Below are 23,864 nucleotides of genomic sequence, written 5' to 3' on the forward strand. Positions count from 1 at the left end.
ATTGCATCGGCACCAAAAACAAGTCACGCTCATAATTTTACGCAATTTCGTGAATTATTTTCAGGTCGCTCGCCATGAGACTCACACTGGATCACCTTGTGATGCTGCAAACCCTCTCGGAAGTCGATTCGATAACGGCGGTTGCCGAGCGCTTATGGCTGACACCTTCAGCCGTCAGTCACCGGATACGCGAAGCCGAGCGGCGGCTAGGTGTGAGCCTGACGGAAAGATCAGGCGGAAAACTAAGACTCAGCCCTGCCGGTGTGCGCCTGGAACGGGCGGCCAAAGACATCATTGCGATACTGAATGAAGCCGAGTCTGAAGCCAGGTCGATGGCCGGAGGCGTCACGGCTTTTGTGCGTATGGGCGTCACCTCCTACGGCCCGTTTCGCTGGATTCCAAAATTCATCAAGCATTACTCGAACCTTCGGCCAGACATCGAAATAACACTGGTGACCGTACCTCGTAATGACGTTTACGCGAGTCTGATGCAAGGAAGGCTTGATGTGTCCATTATCGATGACGGCATGGTGCCTAGTGGTGTAGCAAAACTGCCACTTTTCCGGGACGACTTGATTGCGATCATGGCAACCGATCATCCCCTTGCAGGAAGGAAAAACATTTATGCCGAAGACTTCAAAACTTACAACCTGGTGACGTACTCAACTGATCGCGCAAGTGGCTGGGAATATGATCGGTTCTTTGCCCCCGCCAGCATCTTGCCACGCCGTATGATCACTGTGGAGTTGATCGAAGCCATCGTCGAACTGGTTCGCTCAGGATACGGAATCAGCATATTGCAACGCGATTTGGTGACCCCCAGCCTAGAGCGTGGGGAGCTTGCGTGGGCAGCCCTGAATGACGGCCTTGATATCGCCTGGAACGCTATTGTTCGACCCTCGGAACAGAAAGATAGTGAGGTCAATAGAATGGTTACAGAGCTTGATACCTGGATTAAATATGCAGTAAAACCTGACCACAGTTAACCCATAACTAACGCGTAAATAGTTTCTTTGGGCCGATAACCGTCTTTCGCATCAGGCTGGTTTCGGCCAGAAACGGTCCCGCCATCACAACGCAAGCGGCCTGTGCGATTGTGAATTCAGCCGATAATTCAGCTACTTTGTCTGGTTCCTCCCTGTTCAGGTCCAGTTTTTCGACCAGTGGCGGAGAGGGCTGACGAGTACCTTGGTCCGAGGCGCAAACCATCTAAGCCGGTGGTGTCAGCAACTCAATCAGTCTTTATTCGCCGACAGCGCAGTAGCGCTATAAATAATTGCTTACACAATAGAAACTCATAAAGTCCGATCCTGTACTACCGAGTGTTAGGTTGTGCGCTTTATCGGGCCATGAGAGGCCAAAGCCTTCGTTATGCGCATAAAGTTCCCCAGCATTCCTGCCCTCGGTGTTTACCTTGCCCTGGCTTGCCTCTTTGCGGGCGCATGGTTCACCCACCCTGCCCCCAAGCATTCTTCCTTTGCCCTGACAAGTCCGGTTTTGCCTGAGGCGGATGAAGCGGCCAAGCCCGTTTATACCAGCCGTTTCGCCTCCTCCGGGTTGGTGGACTTCGTGCATTCCTCGGCGGTAACTGCCTTGCCTGACGGTAGCCTGATGGCGGTCTGGTTCGCCGGCACTCGCGAAGGCGCAGCCGATGTGCAGGTGCGCTCCGCCCGTTTCAACGTGAGCACCGGCGAGTGGGGGGAGGAACAGGTCATGGCGACCCGGGAATCAACCCAGCAAAGCACTCGAAAATACATCCGCAAACTGGGCAATCCGGTCGTTGCATTGGCGCCGGACAATCGCCTGTGGCTGTTCTACGTCTCCGTATCCATGGGCGGCTGGGCCGGTAGCGCGGTCAATGTGATGGTTTCAGACGACTTTGGTGTGAATTGGTCGGCACCGCGCCAATTGATCACTTCACCTTTCCTGAACATCAGCACCCTGGTCCGGTCGGCACCGGTGTTCCATGTCGACGGTTCCATCGGCTTGCCGGTCTACCACGAATTTCTGGGCAAGTTTGCCGAGTACCTGTACTTGAGCGCAGACGGTGAAGTGATCGATAAATACCGCATCAGCCACGGCAATAACTCGTTGCAACCCGCGGTCGTTCCGCTGGATGGTCAGCGCGGTATCGCCTTGTTGCGCTATGCCGGCGACACCCACCATCGAGTCCTGGCGAGCCGCACCGAGGATGCCGGGCAAACCTGGAGCGAACCTTATCCGCTCGATCCTTCGAACCCCAATTCCTCGCTGGCGGCCGTTGCGACGCCCGAACACGGATTGCTGGTTGCGCTCAATGACCTGCAAGAGGGGCGTTTCAAGCTGAGCCTATATCTCACCGATGCGAAAATGGACGATTGGCGCTTGGTGCACGATCTGGACAAATCACCGGATCCCGAGGGTGATCCGTTTTCACCCCTCGCCTACAAGGAAATCATCGGGAAAGAGTTCCGCGATTCCAGTGGCGAGCTCCGCCAACCGCTAGAGGCGCAATTCCTCGACAACCTCGACAAACGCGTCTGTAAAAGCGAAGGGTGTGAGTTTGAATATGAATACCCGTACTTCATCCGCAGCCCCGACGGGATGTATCACTTGGTTTATACCTGGAACAACACCTTCATCAAACACGTCTCCTTCAACCATGCCTGGCTGTCCGAGCGTCTCAAATGATTAGTCTGTGGCAAGCCCATGCCAGCTTCGCGATGATCATCTTCTTGGTAATGCCGTCGTTTGGACTGAACAGGGGCTGGCGCATCGCGCTGTTGCTGGCATTGCTGGCCGCCAGCTTCATACCCCTGGGCGGGGTGTCGCTGGCCGCTTTCTTGCGCAGCCATATTGATGACCTTGCGATTACCTCATTGGTGTTCATGGGGTGGGGCTGTTTGCGTCGACTGGGAGTGTTGCCACCTGCGCAGCAGGGTCACATCAGCGTATTGATCCTCTTCGCCGCGATGGCCTTGGTGCTGTACCCGGCAACCCTGGGCTTGAGTGATCTGGATCCTTACCGGCGGGGTTTCAGCCCGCGCCCCCTGTTGCTTGTCGTCGCACTGCTGACCTTGAGCCTGTTCTACCTGCGCAATTACCTGGCCGTCGTGTTGTTGACCAGCGCGACCCTGGCCTTCATCGCCGGGATCAAACCTTCCCACAACTATTGGGATTACTTGATTGATCCGCTGCTGGGCCTGTATTGCTGCGTGGCAGTGCTGGTGCTGGCGACACGCTGGGCGCATCGCCGGCTCATCACGTTGCGCAGGCCAATGCGAAACAGATCCGTTTGAAATTCAACGACATTTTTAATAGGGAAACTTCGATGGGTTGGCTGAAATCGAGACGTTTGCATTACTGGCTGGGCGCAACAGCGATCGCGTTTGTGCTGTTTGCACTGCTGCGGGTGGTGTTCTTTTTCGGTTTTTCCGGTTTCGACGCCAAAGCCCTGAGCGACGACAATGCCGTCCTGACAACCCTGGGCATCGGCTTTCGTTTCGACTTGCGCCTGGCCATTCTAGTCATGCTGCCATTGGCGTTGTTGGCCTGGATCCCTCGCTGGAACCTGATCAGCAGCCGCCTCGTTCGCTGCATCGCCCGGGTGTATCTGGTTGCCGTCCTCAGCGCTCTGTTGCTGATCTACATCATCGATTTTGGCCATTACGCGTACCTCGGTGTGAGGATCAACGCCACGGTGTTGCGCTTCATCGACGATGCGCAAATATCCCGCGATATGGTCTGGCAAACCTACCCGGTTATCTGGATTTCACTGGGTTGGCTGGCCACAGTCGCGTTGGTGACACTGGCCTTGGTGCGTCTGGAGCGCGTCACGCTGGACCGTCTCCGCAAAGTCATTCACCGGTTCTCCGCGACATGGGGTAGTGCGTTGATGGTCGTGCTGGTGCTGCTGGGTATTTTGGGCCGTGTCGAACACTTGAACATTGAAAACCCTGTGCCGCTGCGCTGGAGCGATGCGTTTTTCTCGGGCAATAACCAGGTCGCCGCATTGGGCCTGAACCCGGTGATTTTCCTCTACGATACCGTCAAGGTCGGCCAGTCGCGCTATGACGAAGCGCAGGTGCGCGAACATTACGCGGTCATGGCCAACTATCTGGGCGTCGACCAACCCGACCCGCAGACCCTTGACTTCGTCCGCCACCAGGCGCCACAACCCTACAAAGTACCGGGCTCGCGGCCACCGAACGTGATGTTCGTCATGCTTGAATCGCTGGGCACCAGCGCCGTCGGGGCCTATGGCAACCCGATTAATCCTACGCCCAATATTGATCGCCTGGCGACGCAGAGCTGGTTCTTCAAGCACTTCTATGTGCCGGTGACGGGGACCGCAAAAACCGTCTGGGCCAGCATCAGTGGGGTGCCTGACGTTACTCGACAGGAAACCGCGACACGTAATCCACTGATCACCAACCAAAACACGCTGGTCAATGCCTTCACTGGCTACGAGAAGATCTACACCATTGGCGGCAACTCCGGTTGGGCCAACATGAATGCCTTGATCAGGCAAAGTATCGACGGCGTCCGCCTGTTCGACGAGCGCGACTGGAAATCCCCAGTGGTGGATGTCTGGGGGATCTCGGATCTGGACCTGTTCAAGGAAACCGACCAGATCCTGCAAACGCTGCCCGAGGACAAACCGTTCTTCGCCTATGTGCAAACGGCCGGTAACCATCGCCCCTTTACGATCCCAAAGACCAATGACGGATTCGAGGTCAAGCACCCTACCCTGGAGGAAGTCCAGGCCGCAGGCTCGCGCAGTGTCGAGCAATACAACGCCGTGCGCTTGCTGGACTTCAACATCGGACGCTTGATGGAAATCGCCAAGGCCGGCGGCTGGTATGAAAACACCATATTCGTGTTGTTTGGCGACCACAACACCCGAATCGCCCAGATCCCTTTCCTCGCTCCGGCCTACGAGCAACTGGGTCTGGAAAGCAACGCGGTGCCGATGATCATCCACGCGCCAGGCATGATCGGGACGCGCAAGGTCGAGGAAGCCGTTGGCCTGGTGGACTTGCTACCAACCGTGGCGGGTATGGCCGGCCTTGAGTTTCGCAACAGCGGCATGGGCCGTGATATTCAGCAGCCCGCGCCCGAAGGCGAACGCGTGGTGCCATTGGTGTTGCGCGAAGGCACGTTCCCGCTGATTGCCGGCGTGACTCAACACTACTTGGTACAGATGGAACACGACGGCAGCTCGCCAAGTCTCCATGACCTGGCCTCACCGACGCCGCTGGACAACGTCGCCGAGCAACACCCCGAAGAGTTCAAGCGGCTGTCAGAGTTGACCCGCGCCATGCATGAAACCTCACGGTTGATGCTGTACCAGAACGTGCGCAAGTAATGGCTGTCCCGCGTTTTTATTGCCAATAGACGCGGGCTTCTCCCCTGATACCAGTCACTAAAACCAGCTTTCGGTAAAAAGACCAGCATCAGAACCATCGCCTCAATGCTCTTTGACTTTCTTGATACGAAGCACAATCAACGCAAGAATGCCGATCGCGAGCGGCGTCATCGCCAGCATGGCCTCTCGCGGGGCCACCGCTACGCCGAGCAAGTGCAGCCCCGAGTAGCCAAGTTTGAGCAGGTTAATCAGGTAGTAGGTAATAGCAATAATCGACAGACCTTCCACTGCGCGCTGGATCTTGATTTGAGCATCGGCGCGGGCGTTCAGGCTTTTGAGAATTTCCGAGTTCTGTTCTTCCATTTCGACCTGAACCCGTGCTTGTAACAAATCGCCCAGGTTGGCCACGCTTTTTGCCAAATGCTCCAACCGCTGTTCGGTGGCGGAGCAATACCTGACGGTGGGTTTGAAGCGGCGTTCGATAAACACGCCAAGGCGTTGGCAATCGCCCACGTGACTTTCCCGCAACTCACCCAAGCGTTCAAACACCAGTTGAGCATAGGCCTGAGTGGCACTGAAGCGGTGGCGGGTTTTCGCGGTGCTGCTGACCACTTGGGCAGACAGGTTGGAAATATCTGCGAGCAGGGCTTTCGCATTACTACCGTCGGCATGGGCATTACGTTCAGAGAGTGTGACCAACGTCTTGTCAAAAACATCGAGCTGCGCGCTCAAGGACTTGGCCATGGTCAAGGATAACGAGGCCATCATCCGGTAGGTCTCGATTTCCAGAAGGCGACGTATCATTCGACCTTGGCGGTAGGCGTTCAGGCGCCGGTTGACGAACAATAAGTGGTTGTTGCCATCCTCGCTGATACGAAAATCGCTCCAGACCACCGCATCGCCACCACCCACGCAAGAACCGCTCGGGTCCTTGAAACCATAACGGGAGAGATCCAGGTCAGCTTCACCACGCACTACGATCTGCACTGAGTTGATGAGAGCCGGCAAATGCCCTTCGACCTTCCGTGCCAGCACCTCGGGCAGCGTTGTCCAGGACAGGTCATTGCAGGATGAAGTGACCACCAGGGTCAGGGTGAAAAACTCGGCATGGCGCTCCCATTTCAGTGCATGGCCATCGAGTTGAGTAATGCCTTGGGCGGCATTCAGGTCGAGGGAGCCAGGGCAGCAGTTTTGAAGGAATGCATTGCACTCCTGATCGCTACCGAGGAAGGCCAGATGAAACACATGGGCCGGCTCATCGAAATACAGTGACGGGCGCGCGTGTAGTTCGTTGTGCAGGCTTTGTCGTAACGGGTGCATGTTGTGTGGCCATGTTGGAGTTGTTTTTGGCGCTTACGATTAATGCCACCCGAGTAACGAGTCCGGATCCCCCATCAAGCGCTGCTCGGTTGGATCAATGTCCAACCCTTCACAAAGCATGCGATGGCCACACCGATAACCAGGACCATGGGTATTGCCAGCCCTGTTTGAAAGCGAGAGCAGTACTCGGTTGCCTGGCGCCAAGTCTTTCGGGGCATTATCGACTGCTGTTGTTGGTGGGACTGTTTGACGAACTCATGAGTCACCACCAAGTGACGAACTACTCGAAACGCAAGAAGTCCGCAAGAATTGACTCAGCGTGTGAATCAACGGTGAATTTGAAGGCTGGGCTGTCGCGATGGGGTATGGATTCCTTCCGAGCCACCATTGATCTATAGATTCAACCGATATATTTTTGAATCTACAGATTAATTTAGGTCTAGAAGATGGCAGTCCCCCTCCAGGAACAAGCACTCACCAAGACCCAGTGCGTCACGGGCTTGCGTGCAGCAATTGGCATACTCGAAAAATGGTCCGCGTCCAGCGATCAGGCCTGTCGCATCCTGCGCATTTCCCGCAGCACCTATACCCGCGCCCGGCAGCGCGATCCCGAATGGGCGGTGGCGCTGGACGCGGATCAGATGCAGCGCATCAGTTTTGTGCTCAACATCCACGCAACGCTGCGCCTGGTCTTTGATAATCCGGAAAACGTCTACGGTTTTCCGTCGATGGCTAACGACAACGAGTTTTTCAATGGGCGCTCCCCGCTCGAAATCATGTCCCAGGGCGATATGATTTCTCTGTATGAAACCTTTCGGCGCATAGATGTGCTGCGGGGCGCGCAATGGTGAGGGTGAGCGAACTGGCAGCCCTTGCCGGCGAGCAGTTACAGGCCTACCGACTGGTAAATTCGAAGTTTCCACCGATTGCGCTGTTTGATGACGTGGCAGACGCGGAGGAGTTTGAGGTGCTGTATCAGATACAGGCGATGACAAACCCCCGGCTACATAACGAAATGGGGCGTCTGGAGTTGATTGCGCGAGATCAGATCCCATTCGGAATTCCTGGCTGCTCTTATGCGATCGCGCCTTTTACCCACGTTAACCCGGCAGGCTCGCGGTTCAGTGATGGCAGCTTTGGGGTGTTGTACCTGGCGGACTCCATGGAAACGGCACTGGCTGAAGTGCGGCATCACCAGAGTCTGTATTGGTCGAATGTTCGTAACCTGAACTATGAGCGCTTCGTTTTTCGTGGGCTGTCCTGTTCCTTTGTGGACGTGGCGATGAAAGATGCTACGTCCATTGCGCTGACGGATCCTGTCTATGCGCCGGACGATTACACGCATTCCCGTCAATTGGGCAGATCGATCAAAGAAGCGGGATGTCCCGGCATTCGTTACCACTCGGTGCGGATGCAACGCAGTTATTGCTGGGCGCTGATGACACCCCGACCGGTTTCATCGATTGTTCAGACGGCTCATTACGAGATGATCTGGAATGGTCAGATCACCAGTGTCAGCAAGATCAGTGAAGCGTGAATGCGAACTGGCTGCGGTGGAACGTATGAAAAACGGGGGCCGCATGCATCCATTGCCGGCATCGATAGTCACCATCAACTCAATGAAGTTCTCATAAAAAATCCGCGGCGTAACATCCGCTCCATACCAACCCATAACCCCGGAGCACACCATCATGAAACGCCAAACCCTCCTCAGCATCGCTTTCTCGGTTTTCGCAGTTAACGCTTTTGCCGCTACTTCTGCTCAGCCTGTGGTCGCTGAAGGCGGCGCGGATCGTCTGATTGAAAGCCGTGTGGCTGAAGGTGGTTCGGATCGTTTGATTGAAAATCGTGTGGCCGCTGATGGTTCTGACCGACTGATCGAAAACCGTGTAGCCGCTGATGGTTCCGATCGCCTGATGCAGAACCGCGTTGCCGAAGGTGGCTCCGACCGTCTGATTGAAAGCCGCGCTGCATAAATGCAGGGCTTTACCGCGGTACTCAATGAAAAGCCCGGCCTGATCAGCCGGGCTTTTTCTTGAGCTATTTTTGATGCACTCACCGCGCTGGCGTTATACATGTATCGCTGACAACGGTTAGTGCTCGGCCCATCGAAAGCATTTTCGACGACGAACTCTCCAGATAACCATGGCCCTCAACACGGCACCCCTGCATGAACCACACTGAAGCGCTCGCCAAAATTCTGCTCGGTCCCTTGTTGCTCATGCAGGGCGTTTACACCCGGTGGGTAACGCCCAGACTGCCGGAGGCCGAGGGCGAGCGCCAAGGCATGGCCGGCAGTGGCGAGACCCTGCGGTTATTGATTGTGGGAGACAGCGCCGCCGCAGGCGTTGGGGCATCGACTCAGGACGAAGCACTCAGCGGTCAACTGGTCAGCCAGTTGGCCAATGATTACCAGGTGTCCTGGAAACTCTGGGCTAGGTCCGGGCTTGATTCGCAAGCGCTGATGGAGCTGCTCGAAGGCAACGCTCCAGAACCCTTCGATGTGGCACTCGTGTCTATCGGCGTCAACGATGTCGCCAGTACATTGGCGGCTGACGAGTGGCTCGCTCGACAAGATCAGTTGATGGACTTGCTGCGCAGCAAGTACGCGGTGAGGCAGATCGTGGTGTCCCCTCTTCCGCCCATGCACCTGTTTCCAGCGCTGCCGCAACCGCTGCGTTGGTACCTGGGGCGCAGGGCCAGTGGTTTCAACACGCGTCTTGCGGAGCTGGCGGCGCGCATCGATCACTGCACGATGCTGACGATCCGATTGGCCCCCGTGACGGGTTCAATGGCACGGGATGGCTTCCATCCGGGTCCTGCGATATACAGTCAGTGGGCGGACGATGCGGCGGCGGTCATTGACCAACGCTTTCGCAACACCACGCCACTCGACGTTGCAGAACCCACAATAAAAATACAGGAGTAGCAAATGTCTGAACTGAACCTGCACCCCAACGCCGCGGCCTCCTTGAAGCTATGGCACGAGATGGTCCGCACGGCTGACTTGAGCGCCTTGCCCGACTTGCTGGACCCGCAAGCGGTGTTCCGCTCGCCGATGGCTCACACGCCTTATCCGGGAGCGCCTGTGGTTTCGATGATTCTCAAAACCGTTGTTAAAGTGTTTGAGGACTTTGCCTACCACCGCGAACTGACGACAGCAGACGGGTTGAACGTCGTCCTTGAATTCAGCGCCAACGTGGGCGGGAAACAGTTAAAGGGCATCGACATGATTCGCTTCAATGAACAAGGGAAAATCGTTGAGTTTGAGGTGATGGTGCGTCCCTTGAGCGGTTTGCAAGCCTTGGGCGAGCAAATGGGACAACGCCTTGGGGCTTATCTGGCGGCCAGTAAGGGCTGATTTAGTACGTTGCATTTCCGGGCTTCCCGCCGTTTAGACGCCCGGAACTCAAGTGCCGCGCGGTGACGTCAGCGCGCGCGATGATCCATTGCCGACATCGATAGTCACCATCAACTCAATGAAGTTCTCTTAAAAAATCCTCGGCGTAACATCCGCTCCATACCAACCAACAAGCACCCCGGAGCACACCACCATGAAACGCCAAACCCTTCTCGCTATCGCTTTCTCGGTTTTCGCAGTTAACGCTTTTGCCGCTACTTCTGCTCAGCCTGTGGTCGCTGAAGGCGGCTCGGATCGCCTGATTGAAAGCCGCGTGGCGGAAGGGGGTTCGGATCGTCTGATCGAGAATCGCGTTGCCGCTGATGGTTCTGACCACCTGATCGAAAACCGCGTTGCCGCTGATGGTTCTGACCGCTTGATCGAAAACCGTGTAGCCGCTGATGGCTCCGACCGTCTGATACAGAACCGCGTCGCAGAAGGTGGTGCTGACCGTTTGATCAAGTATCGCGCTGCATGAATGAATAGCCTTCCCGCAGCACTCAACGAAAAGCCCGGCCAAACAAGCCGGGCTTTTTCGTGCACAAATAAATCAGTCCCCACTTAACAAATAAATCAGTCCCCACTTAAAGCCTCTGCCGCACCTGTGGTACATAAGACCTGATTGTGAATCCTGCGCTCAATGAGGTTTGCCCATGCTCCACTCCCTACGCTTGCCGCACCTGCTGAGCGGCGCCCTGTTCGGTTTATTCGCTTGCGGCGTCCAGGCCGGTACACCCTCCCCTGCACCCGATAGCTTGTTACCGCTGCTGGTGACGATCAACGAGCGCTTGAACATTGCTGATCTTGTGGCGTTGACCAAATGGGACAGTGGCAAACCGATCCAGGACACGCCCCGGGAAACGCGGCTTATCGACAGCGCCAGGAAGACAGCCGAGGGCCAGAAGCTGAATTCGGACGAGTTTGCCGAGCTGATCGCCGCACAAATCGAAGCCAACAAGCTGGTGCAATACGGTCTGCTCGCTCAATGGCGCGCGGCGGACAAGGCGCCAGACACTCCACGGCCGGACCTCATCAATCAAATCAGGCCACAACTGGATGAGCTGCAACACCGCCTGCTGCAGCAATACGCCGACTTCGTGCCCTATCGTAATGACCCCAACTGCCCAAACTGGCTGGGGACCGAGCGAGGCAGACTGATCAAGGATCAACTGCACGGTCAAGCCCTGATCCGCGCCACCGGGGAGCTGTGTGTCATCGCTCAATAACCCGTTAACCCCGAGTTGAGGCATCCATCGTCTACATCAAATGCATGGCGTTAGCGCGGTACGCAATGAAAAGCCCGGCTTGATCAGCCGGGCTTTTTCGTGCACGAAACAGATCCGCGCCCATTCAAAGCGTCTTAAGCGTTCAACCCGATCCAGCCATGAATGCCGACATACAAGCCCACGCCGATTATCAACGCCCCGGACAAATAAGGTGCCCGTCGCGCAACCGCACCCAACCATGGCCATCGATTGGTCGCTTGACGGGCGCCAATGGCTGCCGCCGCGCCGACCGATACCAGCGTAATTGCTAAACCAATACTGAAGCACAAGACGAGTGCGCCACCCAAGGCGACTTCCTTGACCTGAAGGCAGAGCAGCAAAACGGTGATGGCCGCCGGGCAAGGAATCAACCCTCCCGTCAAACCGAACACGATGATCTGGCCGGTGGTCACTTCACGATTGGTAAAGCGCTTGCGGATGTCATTGGCATGGGCACGTTCATGCGCATCCTGATAACCATCAACCGACAATTCCAGGCCTTCCAGTTCCGCGTGCGAATGCCCGTGATCATGCTCCAGGTATTCCAGGTCGTAGTCGTGAGAGTGCCCGGCGTGTCCAAGGCTCAAGCGAACGCTGAATTCATGGGGTTCGGGAATGTCCGCCGTCGACTGCAGAAAACCGTCATGCTCAATAAATGAGAACGCTTGGGTGCTGCCGTCCGGACGCGTCGTCAGCACCCGGACATCCGCAGCGCCCCAGGCATGCCCGCTCAATGCTTTCAGGCGCCAGTGCGGTGGCATGCCGGCTTCGAAAATCGAAAGCTCGATACGGCCATGACCGGTATCGATACGCTGGGTTTCATCGTGGTGACCGTGGTCATGTTCGCCGTGGTGGTGACCTTCACCTTGCTCGAACTTGAACATCTGTTCGCCACGCCAGGTGCGCCACAACATCCAGAGCGCAATCAAAATAATCAGTGCAGCGGATGCCAACTGGAAATACGGCTCGGTGGTTTGAGCATCCAGCCCCTTGCCCAAATACATGCCGCCGATAGCGACCAACCAGACCACTGCCGTATGCGACAGCGTTGCGGCCAGGCCCAACAACACCGCTTGTTTGACCGAGCCACGAATGGCCACGATGAACGCCGCCATCATGGTTTTTGAATGCCCGGGCTCAAGCCCGTGCAAGGCACCCAGCAGTATCGCGCTGGGAAAATAGAGCCACGCGTGGGCGCCACCCTGTTGAAGCAGTTCTGCGAAATTTGGCATTACCGGGCCTATTTGGAGTAACGGCGGATGGCTTCGAGCAGTTCTTCGACGCCTTTGGCCCGCTCTTCATCGCTCAGTTCAGGATTGGCGACATGTGCATGCGCGTGAGCTTCGATGATTTCATCCATCAAACCGTTCATGGCCCCGCGAGTCGCTGCGACGAGATGCAAAGTCTTGGTGCAATCGGCCTCTGACTCCAGCGCTCGCTCTATCGCCTGAACCTGTCCGGCGATGCGTTTTACCCGTTTCAATAGATCGTCTTTTTGCCCGTGAATGTGCGCCATACCATACCCCCCCTACCTATATGGCGCATAATCACCTGCATTTGAGAGATTCGCAATCCCCTGGCGTTCACGCCGCCACATCAGGTGTAAAGAAATAGGCCAAACCGATGACGTAGCTGACCAGCACGAGAACGGGGGCCACGAAAAGGGCAACCTGAACGCTGGAACCAATCGCAATCGAGAGCGAGAGGTCCATGCGATTTTTCATGGCCGCCGAAACCACGCAAGAATGTTCAGCTGCGTTTCCGGTATCGCGACTATAAAAAAACCGACAAAGTGGTTGCTGAGGCCAAGTTGATGCGCACTCGGCTGGCTCACTTACGTTACCCCGTCGAAAAGGAAACCTGCTGGTCAAGAAACGAAATATCATTTTGATTGAGGGGGAAGCGCTTTAGCCGATACATGCCAGACTCCAGATACCCGTTGAATTGCAGGGTTTTCCAAACGACTTATCACGATGATCAGGGAACCAAATCGATGGTAAAAGATGCAAAAGTCGAATCAACAAACGAGACGTTTATCGCGCAGGAGACTGAGGCATTGGTCGAACCAACCCCTGTTTCCGATGTGGTTCGCAATGGAATCTGGCGCACACGGATCAGTGTCCGGGCACGGGAGCTGAGTCGCTCGACCCAGTTTGTCATTGCCGCTGCGGTGATCCTGGGACTGACCATGTTCTTCGTCGGCAAACTGGTGAGCCAACGAATAGAAAGAGCCGCGGTACATAGCGCGGCAGAAGCAGCCGCTCAGTACATGGACACGTTTCTGGAGCCCTACGTGCAGGAGTTGGGCCGGGACAACGGCCTCTCGGCTGAAAGCGTCCAGTCCCTGGACCGCCTCGCGCAAAGTCGTGCGCTTAAACAGCACATTGTCTCGATCAAGATCTGGCGAGCGGATGGCACGGTGGTCTACAGCACGAATAAAGACATCACCCACCACAAATTCCCACTGGAACACGTCCCCGAGGCACTCAAGGGCAAAGTGGTCACCGACCTTGAAGAGCTGAGCCAGGATGAGAACAAGTTCGAGCGCAAGCTCAACATTCCGCTCTATGAGATCTACGCGCCCCTGCGGGATTCAAGCTCCGGGAATATCATCGCGGTGGGCGAATTTTATGAAAAAGCCGATAGCCTCAAGCGCGAGATCAATCGTGTCCGACAGCAGGTATGGGGGGTTGTTGGCGCCGCGACGCTGGCAATGCTGACGCTGCTTTTCTTCATCGTGCGACGCGGTGACAAGATTATCCAGCGCCAACAAGTGGCACTGCACTTACGGCTGCAGGAGCAAACCCGTTTACACATCAGCAATGCCGAACTCCAGCGCAAGATGGCGACGGCGACCCAGGAGTTTTCCCGGGTCAACGAACTCACCTTGCGGCGCATTGGTGCAGACCTGCACGATGGGCCGGCGCAGTTATTGACCTTGATTCTGATCCGGCTCGATGACCTGGTCGAAAACTGCTCGGCTGTCGATCAGGAGTCGCTGGAAACCATTCGTGGTGCCGCCACCGACGCATTGCGTGAGGTCCGCGAATTATCACGAGGCCTGGCACTTCCAGAAATCAACGACTTGAGCCTGGTGGAAGAGTTGCAGCTGGTGGCGCAACGGCACGAGCAACGCACTGGCACCAAGGTCACATTAACTCTGGGGCAGCTACCGAAGGCCGCGCCACTGCCGCTCAAACTCTGTTTGTACCGTTTTGTGCAAGAAGCCCTCAACAACGCTTACCGTCATGCCAACGGCGAGAGTCAGGTCATCCAGGCGAAGTGCATTGATAAAGTATTGAATATCAGCGTCAAGGACAGTGGTCCGGGCATGGCGGCGGACGCCATGCAGCTCGAAACATCCGGCAGAACCCGGTTGGGGCTCGCCGGTTTGCGTTATCGCGTTGAATCTTTGGGCGGGTTGTTCAGCATCGACTCCTGCGCCTCTGGTACGTCGGTAAATGCCCAGTTCAAACTCTAGTCAGGAGCCGCCCTGGGCATCCATTGGTGTATTCCCTGCGCCGATGTGAAGCCGCCCGAGAGCTTCGCGCTCCCTGTAATGCCGTAGGGCCGTGACCGCTTCGACACGATTTCGGGCGTTCAGTTTCTGCATCACACAGCCCATGTGGTGCTTGACGGTTTTTTCGCTGATCAACAGCTTTGACGCAACCTCCCTATTGGTCAGCCCCTTTGAAACCTCACGAATGACCTCCTCCTCGCGATGGGTCAGATCAAACGTGTGATCCGTTTCGTGTTTCTTGATGTTATTCAGCAATTTGTTGGCAAAATCGGGGGTGACATACGTTTTACCCTTGGCAACCAACCTGATCGCCTGGGCCAGTTCCGGTCCGCTGACACCTTTCAACACATACCCTCGCGCGCCGGCCTCCAGCGCCAAAAAGGCGTCATTTTCGGATTCTGAAACCGTCAGCATCAGCACCTTCACACCCGAAAGCTCAGTGGAAATGAACCGCACTGCGGCGAAAACATCACCCGGCATATTGACGTCCATCAGCATCACATCCGGAAGCACCCTCTGGGCGATATCCCTGGCATCTTGCGCACTGGCGCCCTGCTCCACGACCTGAAGATCCGCCCGTTTTCTCAATGTATTGGCAACGCCTTCACGCAACAACGGATGGTCGTCGGCAATGCCGATGCGAATGAATGGATTCATGACGCGCTCCCGAAAGGATTAGCATTCGAACAATCATTCATTAATAGCAGGGAACCCGGGATCACGCCCATCACCCGCTGTGTTTCCCTGGCTCCTGGCGTTCGGATATCAGACTTAGGTCGGATAAAATCCGATCGTCAATAAGCAATCATGATTACAAGACTCTATACATTTATAACCCAACCCATTGTTTTAAAAGGCCGCTAAAAACATCAAAAAAAGACAGCCTCATAAAACCCGGATCCATCTTTCATCCGACCAACAGTCGCTCTCCTACGCTTAAGCACAGACAGCCACAGCAATGACCCTTCCCGATGGACAGAAAAACCGCCGGCAATCTGCGTGATATCGCTAACCTTCTCCCACAAAACGGCGGATCTACATATCGCGGTCGCTCACCAGAGGTAGTCATCGGCCACAAGCGGCCATCGATACATTCAGAAAGTGGCCACTTCTCTTAGCCCACCCCCCCCACAATCGCACCTGTATTGGGTGATATTCCCCGTCATAGGGGCTTTCATGCTGTCTTCCCATACGCCCGCTTAAAGCCAGCAGACAAGGGGAACGCGGCGTAGAGCCATTAGTCACTTTCTGTCACTTTTGGCAGTAAATATGCATCGTCCCCATCCCGGTTCGAAATCAAATGTTTCGCCAGCTGGGCCAGAAGCAGTGGCTCGTTGCCCATGTATTGCCACGCGCTCCTGGGAACCAGTCAGAGGTGTTTGCGATGAAACTAGATACCGGAAGGTTGCAACCTAGTCCATTGTTCAAAACCAGGCTGGCGCTGAGTATCTCTGCTGCCGTGATCATGCTGGGGCTGGGCTTTTCCCAGACCCAGGCAGCCCCCCTCGACAACACCGATCCACCGCCGCCTACCGACCCATCGGCGTTCACCAATCAGCCGGCCGATCCCAATGCCGCATTGAGGGACTTGCTCAAGCAGCCTCCCGCAAACGTCGGCGCCTTCGACTTACCCAATGGAGTGGCCGGTAACCGCAAGACCCCCTTGGTCGACAATGTGCTGCCACCCAATCTGCAAACCAGCTTCAATATCCCCACCAACGGTAATGCAAGCCCAGTGTTCGGGGCTCAACCGTTCTCGCAGAAGCTTGAACTGTTCGAGGAATTCGGCTCGAACAAACTGGATGCGACCGACCCGCCATCACCTGTTCCGTTTCCGGTTCCGACCCTGGGCCCTGCACCGGCGCAAGATCCATTGAAGGTGGCTCGTAGCGGTCCGTCGCCGACTGCGCTGGATGCCTTTCTCAGGCAGCCCGCATTGACGCCCTTCCCGACAGAGTTCTCCAATGTCCTGGACCGCAATCCCTGGAAGGCGCAGATCGAGGATTTCCTCAATCGCCGAGTCGATTCGCCCGCAGAAGGCCGGCCACCGGGAAAAGGCTGGTCGCATCAGCGTTTCAATGAGTTTTTCCCGCGCGACGCCTTCAAGACTGTGCAAGCAGGCGCGCACGTCAATAGCGGCTTACGTGATCGTATGCAACGGCATAACTACGCCGTGGGAGAATTTGCGCCAGGCGGGCTCTATCACAACACCAATGGCAACCCGGCCAACGAGGGCACAACCAAGGGCATTCAAGTGCAGTTTCACCCCAACCTCCCTGTCCAGGACCATAATGCGTTGTGGACATTCGACGGCACCTTTCCGCCCAAACTGCTTCAAGTACGCTATGGCCAAGCGATGCTGATGCGTCATTACGATGCCTTGCCCATTGACCCGTCGGCCAACCGGGGCTTTGGCCTGCACACCATCGCCACCCATGAACATAACGGCCACTCACCCGCGGAAAGCGACGGCTTTACCAACGCGTTCTTCTTCCCTGGCCAGTATTACGACTATCGCTGGCCGATCCAGTTGGCCGGTTACGACAGCATCAATACTAATGCCCAGGACGCACGGGCAGCGTTCCCCTGCGACCCCGGTGAAAAGCTTTTCGTCAACGACGCCAACCCCGGCTTCAAGACCTGCAACAACGGCGCCATCAAGATCCGTGGCGACTGGCGCGAAACCATGAGCACCCACTGGTTCCACGACCACATGCTCGATTTCACCGCGCAGAACGTCTACAAGGGCAATGCGACGATGATGAACTACTACAGCGCCGTGGACCGTGGCAACGAGTCGGTCAACGACGGGGTCAACCTGCGCTTGCCCAGCGGTTCGGGGCTCGGGTGGGGTAACCGCGACTACGACATCAACTTGACGATCGCCGACAAGGCCTGGGACCAGACCGGCCAGTTGTGGTTCAACCCCTTCAACACCGACGGTTTTCTCGGTGACCAGGTGCTGACCAACTGGGAGTACAAGCCCTTCCTGGACGTACGTGCCCGCCGCTACCGTTTCCGCATTCTCAACGGATCGGTTTCTCGCTTCTTCAAGCTGGCGGTGGTGCGTCAGGTCAATGGTAATGGTGGCGAGTTTCCTGGGCCGAGAAACTCCGTGGTTTCATATAACCGAGTGCCGTTCCACATGATTGCCAACGACGGCAATATCATGGAGCACGCGGTGCCGTTCGATGGCAGCCTGGACCTCGATGGTGACGGCGACAAACAGGACAACAATGCCATTCTGCCGATACTGGGTATTGCCGAACGCTATGACATCGTCGTCGACTTCGCGAAAAACGGCATCAAGCCGGGCGACAAGATTTTCTTCGTCAACATTGAGGAGCATGAAAACGGCAAGCTTCCCAAACGTGACATTCCATTGGCGGATGTACTCTCCGAGACATACCTGCCCGTTGTCAGGCAAACCAGCCACGGGCCACAGTGGGACAAGGGTGACCCGGGCGTGGGCGTGTTCATGCAACTGAACGTCAAACCCTACACCGGCCAGGATGTCAGCATGAATCCGGTCGACTTCGAGCCCGCCAAGCCTGGCAAGCCCGAGGGCAAGTTCATGATCCCCCTGCCCTTGCACCGTGATGACCCTGCCGATATCGCCCGACTTGCCCAAGCGCGGCACCGCACCTTTATCTTCGGCCGCTCCGACGGCACAGATTTCAAGCCCTGGACGATCAAGACCGATGGCGGCGAAGGCTTCAACATGGACCCGCGCCGGATTTCAGCCGCGCCACAATTGGCCACTGGCCCTACACCGGCAGGGTTCAAGGGTGAAGGCACGCTGGAAGTCTGGAAGATCCAGAACGGCGGCAATGGCTGGAGCCACCCGGTGCATGTGCACTTCGAGGAAGGGATCATTCTCAGTCGAGGTGGCAAAACACCACCAGAATGGGAAAAAGGGGCGCGCAAAGATATTTACCGTATAGGCCCCGATCCTGACAGCCTGGACAATGTCGAAATGGCCATACGCATCCGTGAGTTTGCCGGTACCTACATGGAGCACTGCCACAACACACAGCATGAGGACACGTCGATGCTGCTGCGCTGGGACTCTGAGCACCCGGGCCAGATCCAGTTGATGCCCACACCATTGCCTAGCTGGGACGGTGTGAAATTCGTGAACTCGGTTGCGTTACCGACATTCCGTACGGGAGATGGCGTCGGGCCACAGGTCAAGGTCAACAATCACCCAGGTAGTAGCGGTAGCAGCAGTGTCAGCGGAGGCAAAGGCTAGCGTCGTCTAACAAACCGCTGGTTATGTCGTCAGCAAACGCAAAAAACCGCTTATATGACCGTTTCAACCCCAAAGCCCCCTGTCATCACAGTCGGCTTTGGGTTGTGGATTCAACCGGTCGATGCAACAGATTGGCTAAAACTTTCAGCGGTCGCTAATCGTAGAACGGCTCAACCGACGCCCGACTGCCGACAAAAAAACTATCCGCAACCAGTCGCAGCGGCTGGAGGTCCAGGTCACTGGCTTTGTCGCCAATCAGCTGTTGAAAATGTCGATACACCGCCGCGTACTCACCCTCCTCCGATACGGCTTGGCGCACGCCGTCAATACTCAACAGTGCACCACCGTTGTCCAGTCGCAGGATGCCTTCGGTGCAGCGAATCTCGATGCTCCAGAGTTCCTCATGACCGTGGTCGAAATCGAACTCCGCGCGGACATCGAGGTGGCGCGCATCAGACATTTTGATGGAAGCGGCAATAGGCGACTGGCAGTTGCTGGGGACGCGCAGTTCGGCAGACTCGACAAACAGCGGTAACGCCAGCAGATGGGTTGCAATCGACAAGGCATTGATGCCGGGATCGAAGACGCCCAAGCCTCCTGGCTGCCAGATCCATGCCTGACCGGGGTGCCACTTGCGCACATCTTCCTTCCAGTCGATCTGTACGCTTTGCAAGGTACGGGTGGCCAGCCAGTCACGGGCGGCTTCGATGCCGGGCGCGTAGCGTGAATGCCAGGCGAACAAGCCACTGACTCCTTGCTCCCGGGCCTGATTCACCAACGCCATCGCTTCACCCAACGTGGCGCACGGCGGTTTTTCTACCAACACGTGTTTGCCAGCGGCCAGCGCTTGTTGCACCAGAGCGAATCGCCCTTGCGGCGGTGTGCAAAACGCAATCGCATCGACGTGCGGCCCGTTTTCGAGCAGCTCGCTCAGGGACTGAAAACTCTCTACCCCGGCGCAGGGCTGCCCTTGCGTTGCGACAGACACCAACTGGAACGCGGGGTTGGCGTTGATCGCTGGAACGTGTTGATCCTGGGCAATCTTGCCGTAGCCCACCAGGCCGAGACGGATTGGTTGCATCAATGACTCCTGTTTTTTTTCTTGTCTTGGTACGCGAATCGGCAAGGTTACGTTTGTATAGCGGGGAAGTCATTGATGACGTGCTTACGGTCCATCCAGCACGCGAGCTTGAGCGCTGCTATCCCTGTTTATACCCGCTTTGGATCGACCGCCGCCCTCCAAAATCCACGCCATCACAAACCTGTCACCTGCGCCTGCTAACGTCCTCACGCTCCCCGCCCACCTCACCTCGCATCCCATCGTCCCTGTACCCAAGCTCCCTCGACCCAAGGTGCCACTCAAGGTGTACTCACCCCCGACACGCCAGCCAATCATCCTCAGATCCAACGACCTGCGCTGCGATGACTTTGGCGCGCTGTTCTCGACCCTGTTCGGCAACCGCTACTCCGATACGCCGCCCCCGCCTGCCAACATCATCATTGGCGGCGTCTACGGCAGGCATGAAGGCGTCAGCTTTCGCAGGATGCATTACCGCGGCGACTTCACGGTGGTCTTTCCCGATCCCCATGATGAAATCACCTTCGTCATTCCTACTAGCGGCAAGATCGTCTTCAATCACACGACCGAATCGGTGGGCGTCACCCACGTTGGTCTGGCAATCGACAAAGCCGATATTCGCTCGATGCACTTTCTCGACAATCATGCCCAGCACGGGATTTCAATCAGACGCGCCCTCCTCACCGAGCGCCTGTCGACGCTGCTGGACAAGCCCATCCTGGAAAAGCTGCACTTCGAGCCGGTGGTAGATTTGAATATTCCGGCCTTCCAGGGCATCAAGGCCTTGATCGATCTGGCGACGGGCACTGAGTTCGACCTGCTGATCAACGCCGGTACGCTGATGCCTTCGCGTCTTCGGGAAATGCTGATCGACGCGGTACTGGAGGCCTGGCCGCACAACTTCACGCAAGCCCTTCGGCGCCCTGATCCGCTGATAGCTCCGCGGCATGTGAAGCGGGCCGTCGAGTACATTCAGGACCATCCCGATCAACTGGTCAGCGGCACGGATCTGGCCCGGCTGAGCAACGTCAGCCAGCGCGCGTTGCAGGAAGGTTTTCGGCGTTTCGTGGGCGTTTCGATCGTTGCCTATCAACGGCAAGTGCGTCTGGAGCGTGCCTACGATGCGCTTGCGCAGGATGTCCCGACGTCGGTGACCGAGGTGGCCTTACGGTTCGGGTTCAGCAATGTCGGCAGGTTTTGCCAGTACTTCCAAAACGCCTATGGTGTGAGTCCCGCTGATTTGAAATCAGGGCGCACGCGAGCCCGACGCTAACCGGTTCGTCCTGCATAATGCCAAGGCCGCCGAATACCGGCGGCCAGAACCCATGCAGCAGTGTTAGAACGAATAGCTGGCGTTGAGGCCACCGCTGAAACCGTGACTGTCCCCTCCGCCGCTGGCACCGATTTCGCCCCCAAGGCTCAGCGGGCCGATATTGGCCATGAGATTGACCCCGGCGGTGAACTGATCCCGGTTATCAAAGGCTGCGCGTTGTTCGACATCAAGACCCAGCAGGTGTCCCTCGCTATAGACTTCGTTATCGCCCAGCACATGCTCATAACCCACCTGAACACCCGGCATCAGGTGCCAACTACCCATGCCGACCGGGGCAAATGACACATTCAGATTGGCCACCGCACTGCGCCGGGTTTCATTGATATCGTCGACGTCGAGCGCCAGCTCGCTGCCCTTCTCCTGGAAGCCGGACACGTTCAGGAGACTGACGCGTACACCGAGGCTCGGTTCGAGGATCATGCCGCTCACCGGCACACGATAGCCCAACGCCAAGGTTGCGCCGGAGAGACTGCCATGGCTGTCACCTTTGGCCGTGCCCAGTCCGCCACCAAGGTCGCGTTTGCTTTCGTAGTCAAGCCACCCGGCGTTGGCGTCGGCGTCGACAAACAGGCCACGCTCCAGGCCGCTTGGGGCGTAGCGGGCGCCGGCGGTGAAAAAGGTCCAGTCAGTGTCCACCTCGCCGCCCGCCCCGCCGACATTACCGCGACTGTATCCGAAACCCGCGTGGGCGCTGAGTTGTTCGGTGAAGCGCTGCGTCAGGCCGATCATCAACCCTTGGCTGTGCTCGTTGCTGCTGGCGGTCTCGGACGAACCATCGGTGCCCAGATAGCCCGCCAGTGCAGTGCTCCACAGACGATATTGGCCGATCTTGAGGTCCGTGCCGCTGGTGAAAGGTGCTGCGGCCCGGTCGACCATCGCCCCCTGGCGCAGCAAGTAGCTGGCAGCGTCGGCGTGCACCTGGCCACCGACGGTGGACTCGACACCGCCAAGGGTGCCGGCATCAATCGCCGATTGCAGGTAATAGTTGTAATCGCTGTAGGTGCCTGACAGGTGGCTGTTCTGCAACTGTTGCAAAAACCCGGCACCCGCGGCGGCGTTGCCGAAGAGACCTGCCTGGCCAGGCAGGCTGTTATAGAAAACCATCTTGCCGCGCAGCACGTAAATGGTTTCCTGGGACAGGCCAAGGCCGAGCTTGAGGTAATTGTCCATGCTGCCGTACTGCGCGGTTACCTGATCCAGGCTGGCTTGCAGGTAACTGGCTTCCACGCCGAGAAGCGGCGCATAGATCGCTGCCATGCTCGGCGGCATGCTCGCCAGCGTCGCCGCCACGCGTTCAGCGGTGTATTCGTTGGTCGCCAGGTAATCGCTCATGATGGTGGCGCTGTCGACCCCGGCAATGCTCAGCAGCACAGCGGCGGTCCAGCCCGTCCGATCTTTGCCGGCCGTGCAATGGAACAGCGCGGCACCGTCAACGCCGGCCAGTTCATTGAACAGCGTGTTGAATTGACCGCGCACCCCCGCATCACTGACGAATGACCGGTTTATGTCCTGCATCATGGCGATGGCATCGGCGGCACTTTCGATCGAGCCCGTAGGCAGGTGTGAACCCGACGTGGCATTACCAAGAATGTCGATGTTCAAATAGCGCGCACCGTTGGGCAAGGTGTCGGGCGTACCGGCGATTTCGCTCGGCGTGCGCAGGTCGTAGACGGCTTTGATGCCGAGGCCATTCAAGGTGCCCAGATCCGCCGCCGACGGGGTCAGCGCGTTGGAGCGGTAGAACACGCCGCTACGCATCGTCCCGTCGTTGGCCGTGGAATACGCGGTGGTGGTGCCGGCGACATCGCGCAAGTTGTCGATGCTGCTCAAGCGGGGGGTGTCGAGGGGGTTGGTCTCGGCAGCCTGGGCAGCCGCGATAGACAGGCTCAAAACGGACAGTGAACACAGAAGACGTCGAAACACAGGTGCAGCCTCATTTAAAACGCATTGGGCTGACAACTATCTGCAATGAAGAAATACCGAATATGACAGATGGCGGACGGATGAAAATCCGTGCGCGAAAGGTCCGGATAGCGCGCTTTTGGTCCGTATATTCCTATGGAAAGTGGCCGTGCAAAATTCTCTCGCAGAGGGTAGGCGAAGATTCCCACCTACCACTCTGGACAAAACTCCCCACCGAAGAAATCGAACTGACCTCAAGCGTACAGCAGACTTTGCATTTGAGTCTGCTGCACTTCCCGGTCAGTCGTTATGGATGATCAGTGCGACTTTTTGATACCGACCTACCGGTTTTGCTCAAACCTTTCGAGTTGTGATCCCTGCTCCAACATCTCTTTGAAAATTTAGCTCTGCGCTGCACAAGTACACGGAATTTCTCTCAGACAACAT

At 56.9% G+C, this 23,864-nt stretch carries 20 protein-coding genes and 1 pseudogene; 14 read left to right on the plus strand and 7 right to left on the minus strand.

What is annotated here, in order from left to right:
• Positions 1-98 precede the first annotated feature (98 nt).
• The 4 genes from ACA048_RS17445 to ACA048_RS17460 all read left to right on the plus strand — a co-directional run bounded on the left by ACA048_RS17445 (position 99) and on the right by ACA048_RS17460 (position 5,347).
• Positions 99-986: a LysR family transcriptional regulator gene (locus ACA048_RS17445; protein ID WP_497625542.1), complete on the plus strand. Its 888-nt coding sequence runs from the start codon at positions 99-101 to the stop codon at positions 984-986.
• A 385-nt stretch (positions 987-1,371) separates the two neighbouring features.
• A complete protein-coding gene (locus ACA048_RS17450) occupies positions 1,372-2,670 on the plus strand; it encodes a sialidase family protein (RefSeq protein WP_497625543.1) in 1,299 nt (432 codons plus the stop codon).
• Positions 2,667-3,278 carry a hypothetical protein gene (locus tag ACA048_RS17455; protein ID WP_497625544.1) on the plus strand — a complete coding sequence of 204 codons (612 nt, stop codon included), beginning with the start codon at positions 2,667-2,669 and terminating at the stop codon, positions 3,276-3,278. Before ACA048_RS17450 ends, ACA048_RS17455 begins: the two co-directional genes overlap by 4 nt.
• A gap of 32 nt (positions 3,279-3,310) precedes the next feature.
• On the plus strand, positions 3,311-5,347 hold the full coding sequence (locus ACA048_RS17460; protein WP_497625545.1) for an LTA synthase family protein: 2,037 nt from the start codon (positions 3,311-3,313) through the stop codon (positions 5,345-5,347).
• A gap of 102 nt (positions 5,348-5,449) precedes the next feature.
• Here ACA048_RS17460 and ACA048_RS17465 read toward each other — a convergent pair whose 3' ends face one another.
• Positions 5,450-6,667, minus strand: coding sequence for a DUF3422 domain-containing protein (locus tag ACA048_RS17465; RefSeq protein ID WP_497625546.1), 1,218 nt, complete (start codon positions 6,665-6,667; stop codon positions 5,450-5,452).
• 446 nt (positions 6,668-7,113) lie between these two features.
• On the opposite strand from ACA048_RS17465, the gene ACA048_RS17470 reads away from it, so the two are divergent.
• From ACA048_RS17470 to ACA048_RS17500, 7 genes and pseudogenes are all read left to right on the plus strand, one after another.
• Positions 7,114-7,518: an antitoxin Xre-like helix-turn-helix domain-containing protein gene (locus ACA048_RS17470; protein WP_497625547.1), complete on the plus strand. Its 405-nt coding sequence runs from the start codon at positions 7,114-7,116 to the stop codon at positions 7,516-7,518.
• Positions 7,512-8,204 carry an RES family NAD+ phosphorylase gene (locus ACA048_RS17475; protein WP_497625548.1) on the plus strand — a complete coding sequence of 231 codons (693 nt, stop codon included), beginning with the start codon at positions 7,512-7,514 and terminating at the stop codon, positions 8,202-8,204. Before ACA048_RS17470 ends, ACA048_RS17475 begins: the two co-directional genes overlap by 7 nt.
• Positions 8,205-8,358: 154 nt before the next feature.
• Positions 8,359-8,640: pseudogene (locus ACA048_RS17480) on the plus strand (hypothetical protein); the annotation flags it as partial.
• Positions 8,641-8,837: 197 nt separating this feature from the next.
• Complete coding sequence (locus tag ACA048_RS17485) at positions 8,838-9,596, plus strand: SGNH/GDSL hydrolase family protein (RefSeq protein WP_497625549.1); 759 nt, start codon at positions 8,838-8,840, stop codon at positions 9,594-9,596.
• A gap of 3 nt (positions 9,597-9,599) precedes the next feature.
• Positions 9,600-10,028, plus strand: coding sequence for a nuclear transport factor 2 family protein (locus tag ACA048_RS17490; protein ID WP_497625550.1), 429 nt, complete (start codon positions 9,600-9,602; stop codon positions 10,026-10,028).
• A 193-nt stretch (positions 10,029-10,221) separates the two neighbouring features.
• A complete protein-coding gene (locus ACA048_RS17495) occupies positions 10,222-10,545 on the plus strand; it encodes a hypothetical protein (protein WP_497625551.1) in 324 nt (107 codons plus the stop codon).
• 175 nt (positions 10,546-10,720) lie between these two features.
• Positions 10,721-11,293, plus strand: a complete 573-nt coding sequence (locus ACA048_RS17500; protein ID WP_497625552.1) for a chorismate mutase — start codon at positions 10,721-10,723, stop codon at positions 11,291-11,293.
• A gap of 134 nt (positions 11,294-11,427) precedes the next feature.
• On the opposite strand, the gene ACA048_RS17505 is transcribed toward ACA048_RS17500, so the two are convergent.
• The 3 genes from ACA048_RS17505 to ACA048_RS17515 form a co-directional block, all read right to left on the minus strand.
• Positions 11,428-12,564 carry a nickel/cobalt efflux protein RcnA gene (locus tag ACA048_RS17505; protein ID WP_497625553.1) on the minus strand — a complete coding sequence of 379 codons (1,137 nt, stop codon included), beginning with the start codon at positions 12,562-12,564 and terminating at the stop codon, positions 11,428-11,430.
• An 8-nt stretch (positions 12,565-12,572) separates the two neighbouring features.
• Positions 12,573-12,848: a metal/formaldehyde-sensitive transcriptional repressor gene (locus tag ACA048_RS17510; RefSeq protein WP_497625554.1), complete on the minus strand. Its 276-nt coding sequence runs from the start codon at positions 12,846-12,848 to the stop codon at positions 12,573-12,575.
• Between the two features lie 67 nt (positions 12,849-12,915).
• Positions 12,916-13,044, minus strand: coding sequence for a hypothetical protein (locus ACA048_RS17515; protein ID WP_497625555.1), 129 nt, complete (start codon positions 13,042-13,044; stop codon positions 12,916-12,918).
• A gap of 281 nt (positions 13,045-13,325) precedes the next feature.
• Here ACA048_RS17515 and ACA048_RS17520 point away from each other — a divergent pair, with 281 nt between their 5' ends.
• The gene (locus tag ACA048_RS17520; RefSeq protein WP_497625556.1) at positions 13,326-14,813 is read left to right on the plus strand and encodes a sensor histidine kinase; all 1,488 of its coding nucleotides are present in this window, start codon (positions 13,326-13,328) and stop codon (positions 14,811-14,813) included.
• Here ACA048_RS17520 and ACA048_RS17525 read toward each other — a convergent pair whose 3' ends face one another.
• Positions 14,814-15,509 carry a response regulator gene (locus ACA048_RS17525; RefSeq protein WP_497625557.1) on the minus strand — a complete coding sequence of 232 codons (696 nt, stop codon included), beginning with the start codon at positions 15,507-15,509 and terminating at the stop codon, positions 14,814-14,816. It lies immediately after the preceding gene.
• A gap of 727 nt (positions 15,510-16,236) precedes the next feature.
• Here ACA048_RS17525 and ACA048_RS17530 point away from each other — a divergent pair.
• Positions 16,237-19,104 (plus strand): multicopper oxidase domain-containing protein, encoded by a 2,868-nt coding sequence (locus ACA048_RS17530; protein WP_497625558.1) that lies wholly within the window; start codon positions 16,237-16,239, stop codon positions 19,102-19,104.
• A 154-nt stretch (positions 19,105-19,258) separates the two neighbouring features.
• Here ACA048_RS17530 and ACA048_RS17535 read toward each other — a convergent pair whose 3' ends face one another.
• Positions 19,259-20,185, minus strand: coding sequence for a Gfo/Idh/MocA family protein (locus ACA048_RS17535; RefSeq protein ID WP_497625559.1), 927 nt, complete (start codon positions 20,183-20,185; stop codon positions 19,259-19,261).
• A 283-nt stretch (positions 20,186-20,468) separates the two neighbouring features.
• Here ACA048_RS17535 and ACA048_RS17540 point away from each other — a divergent pair, with 283 nt between their 5' ends.
• Positions 20,469-21,455 (plus strand): AraC family transcriptional regulator, encoded by a 987-nt coding sequence (locus ACA048_RS17540; protein WP_497629886.1) that lies wholly within the window; start codon positions 20,469-20,471, stop codon positions 21,453-21,455.
• 63 nt (positions 21,456-21,518) lie between these two features.
• Here ACA048_RS17540 and ACA048_RS17545 read toward each other — a convergent pair whose 3' ends face one another.
• Positions 21,519-23,438 carry a tyrosine-protein phosphatase gene (locus ACA048_RS17545; protein WP_497625560.1) on the minus strand — a complete coding sequence of 640 codons (1,920 nt, stop codon included), beginning with the start codon at positions 23,436-23,438 and terminating at the stop codon, positions 21,519-21,521.
• Positions 23,439-23,864: the final 426 nt, after the last annotated feature.

The organism is Pseudomonas sp. LBUM1659 (assembly GCF_059716045.1).

Excerpts from the sequence above, each read along its gene's own strand:
- ACA048_RS17450 (WP_497625543.1), top strand. The coding sequence starts at position 1,372 with ATGCGCATAAAGTTCCCCAGCATTCCTGCCCTCGGTGTTTACCTTGCC.
- ACA048_RS17455 (WP_497625544.1), top strand. The coding sequence starts at position 2,667 with ATGATTAGTCTGTGGCAAGCCCATGCCAGCTTCGCGATGATCATCTTC.
- ACA048_RS17460 (WP_497625545.1), top strand. The coding sequence starts at position 3,311 with ATGGGTTGGCTGAAATCGAGACGTTTGCATTACTGGCTGGGCGCAACA.
- ACA048_RS17465 (WP_497625546.1), bottom strand. The coding sequence starts at position 6,667 with ATGCACCCGTTACGACAAAGCCTGCACAACGAACTACACGCGCGCCCG.
- ACA048_RS17470 (WP_497625547.1), top strand. The coding sequence starts at position 7,114 with ATGGCAGTCCCCCTCCAGGAACAAGCACTCACCAAGACCCAGTGCGTC.
- ACA048_RS17475 (WP_497625548.1), top strand. The coding sequence starts at position 7,512 with ATGGTGAGGGTGAGCGAACTGGCAGCCCTTGCCGGCGAGCAGTTACAG.
- ACA048_RS17485 (WP_497625549.1), top strand. The coding sequence starts at position 8,838 with ATGAACCACACTGAAGCGCTCGCCAAAATTCTGCTCGGTCCCTTGTTG.
- ACA048_RS17490 (WP_497625550.1), top strand. The coding sequence starts at position 9,600 with ATGTCTGAACTGAACCTGCACCCCAACGCCGCGGCCTCCTTGAAGCTA.
- ACA048_RS17495 (WP_497625551.1), top strand. The coding sequence starts at position 10,222 with ATGAAACGCCAAACCCTTCTCGCTATCGCTTTCTCGGTTTTCGCAGTT.
- ACA048_RS17500 (WP_497625552.1), top strand. The coding sequence starts at position 10,721 with ATGCTCCACTCCCTACGCTTGCCGCACCTGCTGAGCGGCGCCCTGTTC.
- ACA048_RS17505 (WP_497625553.1), bottom strand. The coding sequence starts at position 12,564 with ATGCCAAATTTCGCAGAACTGCTTCAACAGGGTGGCGCCCACGCGTGG.
- ACA048_RS17510 (WP_497625554.1), bottom strand. The coding sequence starts at position 12,848 with ATGGCGCACATTCACGGGCAAAAAGACGATCTATTGAAACGGGTAAAA.
- ACA048_RS17515 (WP_497625555.1), bottom strand. The coding sequence starts at position 13,044 with ATGGACCTCTCGCTCTCGATTGCGATTGGTTCCAGCGTTCAGGTTGCC.
- ACA048_RS17520 (WP_497625556.1), top strand. The coding sequence starts at position 13,326 with ATGGTAAAAGATGCAAAAGTCGAATCAACAAACGAGACGTTTATCGCG.
- ACA048_RS17525 (WP_497625557.1), bottom strand. The coding sequence starts at position 15,509 with ATGAATCCATTCATTCGCATCGGCATTGCCGACGACCATCCGTTGTTG.
- ACA048_RS17530 (WP_497625558.1), top strand. The coding sequence starts at position 16,237 with ATGAAACTAGATACCGGAAGGTTGCAACCTAGTCCATTGTTCAAAACC.
- ACA048_RS17535 (WP_497625559.1), bottom strand. The coding sequence starts at position 20,185 with ATGCAACCAATCCGTCTCGGCCTGGTGGGCTACGGCAAGATTGCCCAG.